3 protein-coding genes and 1 pseudogene are annotated in these 2,151 nt (G+C 73.3%); all 4 read right to left on the bottom strand.

All coding sequences use genetic code 11. The features are described from left to right. Positions 1 to 581: MBL fold metallo-hydrolase (locus tag VB737_RS06630; protein WP_500312146.1), on the bottom strand; the 581-nt coding region annotated here is incomplete at its 3' end. A 43-nt stretch (positions 582 to 624) separates the two neighbouring features. Further along, positions 625 to 1,221: an anthranilate synthase component II gene (locus VB737_RS06635; protein ID WP_500312147.1), complete on the bottom strand. Its 597-nt coding sequence runs from the start codon at positions 1,219 to 1,221 to the stop codon at positions 625 to 627. Positions 1,222 to 1,230: 9 nt separating this feature from the next. Beyond that, positions 1,231 to 1,704, bottom strand: a complete 474-nt coding sequence (locus VB737_RS06640; RefSeq protein WP_500312148.1) for a diacylglycerol kinase family protein — start codon at positions 1,702 to 1,704, stop codon at positions 1,231 to 1,233. A gap of 68 nt (positions 1,705 to 1,772) precedes the next feature. After that, positions 1,773 to 2,129: pseudogene (gene ybeY, locus VB737_RS06645) on the bottom strand (rRNA maturation RNase YbeY); the annotation flags it as partial. Positions 2,130 to 2,151 lie beyond the last annotated feature (22 nt).

A 2,151-nucleotide genomic window follows, 5' to 3' on the forward strand; every position in this document is an offset into this window, starting at 1 on the left:
GTGTAGACCTTGCCGCCGCCGCCCACGCCGATGATCAGCACATCCGGGCGTCCCAGCAGCACCCGGTCGGCGGGGGCGAGGGGGCCGGCGGTGCCGCCGAGGTGGGCGATGTCGAGGCCACCCTGGCGCCAGCGCCAGAGCGTGGACCTGCCGAACCGGCGGCCGCCCACCCGGTCGTGGGGCACGGCGATGCCCTCGATCTGCAGGCCGGCGAGTCGGTAGGAGCCCGGCTTCACCAGGAACTTGCCGCTGGCCACCTGGGCGCCCTCATCCTTGAGCAGGCTGCTGGCCAGGATCACATCGGCGCTGACGCGGGGCACGGGCAGGCCGGCGGCGCAGCCCACGGCCTGGAACGGGTTGACCAGCACCCGGGCGCCCCCCCCCTGGATCAGCACGGCGCTGTGTCCCAGGTGGGTGATCGAGACGCCGCCGCCCTTCTGGGCCAGGGCCGGCAGCGGCAGGGTGAGTCCGGCCGCCAGGGCCAGGCCCGCCCCCAGGCGCAGGGCCGTGGTGGTGGGCCTGCGCAACGCGGTCGGGGATCCGGTCAGCGCTGTCGCGGACCGGCTGGTGGGGTCAACCATGGAGTCGCGTCTGGCCCCACCGGGCCCGGGATGTGGCGCGAAACTAGCAGTGGGAGGCCTGGCGCAGGAAATTGGCCAGCAGCTGGTGACCGGCCTGGGTGAGCACGCTCTCCGGGTGGAACTGCACCCCCTGCAGGTGGGGATGCTCCCGGTGCTGCAGGCCCATGATCGTGCCGTCCTCCAGCCAGGCGGTGATCTCCAGGCAGTCGGGCAGGGTGTCCCGCTCGGCGATCAGGCTGTGGTAGCGGGTGGCGGTGAGGGGCTCGGGCAGGCCTTCGAACACCCCGGCGCCCCGGTGGTGGACCGGTGAGGTCTTGCCGTGCATCAGCTCGCCGGCCCGCACCACCCGCCCGCCGAACACCTGGGCCAGGCACTGGTGACCCAGGCACACCCCCAGCACCGGCACGGTGGGCCCCAGCTCACGAAGCACCTCCAGGCAGACCCCGGCCTGGTCCGGGTCGCCGGGGCCCGGGGAGATCAGGATCGCCGCCGGGTCGAGGGCCCGGATCTGCTCCAGGTCGAGGGCGTCGTTGCGCTCCACCCGCACCTCGGCGGCCAGGGGGTGGTCGGCGGCCAGTTCACCCAGGTACTGGACCAGGTTGAAGGTGAAGCTGTCGTAGTTGTCGAGGACCAGGAGCATGGGGATGGTCTAGACGCCGAGGCGGATCAGCAGGGGGGGCACGAGCAGCAGCAGGGCGATCAGCAGCGACGAGAGGGCGGCGACGAGCACGGCGGCGGCGGCGCAGTCCTTGGCGATGCGGGCCAGGGGGTGGAACTGGCGGCCGATGGCCAGATCCACCACGGCCTCGGTAGCGGTGTTGAGCAGCTCCAGCACCAGCACCGCCGCCACCGTGAGCACCAGCACGGCCAGGCGGTCGGCAGCCAGGCGCAGCCACAGCCCCAGGCCGAACACCACCACACCGGTGAACACGTGGATGCGGAAGTTGCGCTGGCTGGCGAAGCCGTAGGCCAGCCCCTGGGCGGCGTAGCGGAAGCTCGCCGGCAGGTCGCCGGCCACCTTCCACGCCCCCACCCGCAGGCGCCTGCCGCGGCGATGCACGTCGCTGCTCACGTCGCTGGTCACTTCGCGGAGGGCCGGCGGATGTTCCTCGGGAACGAGCATCGGCATCGCACCGCCGTTGGAGGGACAAGCGGCACCCTACCGCCGATGGCCGCTGGGAACAGCCCCTGTCAGGAGGGGGACGCCGCCAGCAGGGCGCTCTGCCGGGCCAGCATCGCCTCCAGGCTGCCCTCATCGGGGTGATCCCAGCCCAGCAGGTGCAGCAGGCCGTGGCTGGCCAGGAACAGCAGTTCCTCCCTCAGGTCGTGGCCTGCCGCCTCGGCCTGCCGCCGGGCCGTGTCGAGGGAGATGACGATGTCGCCCAGCTCCAGCCAGTCCGGCTCCGCCCCCGCCGGGGCCGGTGGCGCCTCCTCCTGGGCGGCGAAGGCCAGCACGTCGGTGGGGCCGCTGTGCTGGCGCCAGGTCTGGTTGAGCTCCGCGATGGTGGCGTCGCCGGTGAGCTCCAGCCCGAGGCTGTAGGCCGCGGCGGGGCGGGGCCGCCCCTTCTAC

The organism is Synechococcus sp. BA-120 BA3 (assembly GCF_034931285.1).
In the GTDB taxonomy this organism is placed as follows: Bacteria; Cyanobacteriota; Cyanobacteriia; order PCC-6307; family Cyanobiaceae; genus Cyanobium.

What these genes read in the sequence shown, in the direction of transcription:
- VB737_RS06640 (WP_500312148.1), bottom strand. Translation starts at nt 1,704, where the DNA reads ATGCTCGTTCCCGAGGAACATCCGCCGGCCCTCCGCGAAGTGACCAGC.
- VB737_RS06635 (WP_500312147.1), bottom strand. Translation starts at nt 1,221, where the DNA reads ATGCTCCTGGTCCTCGACAACTACGACAGCTTCACCTTCAACCTGGTC.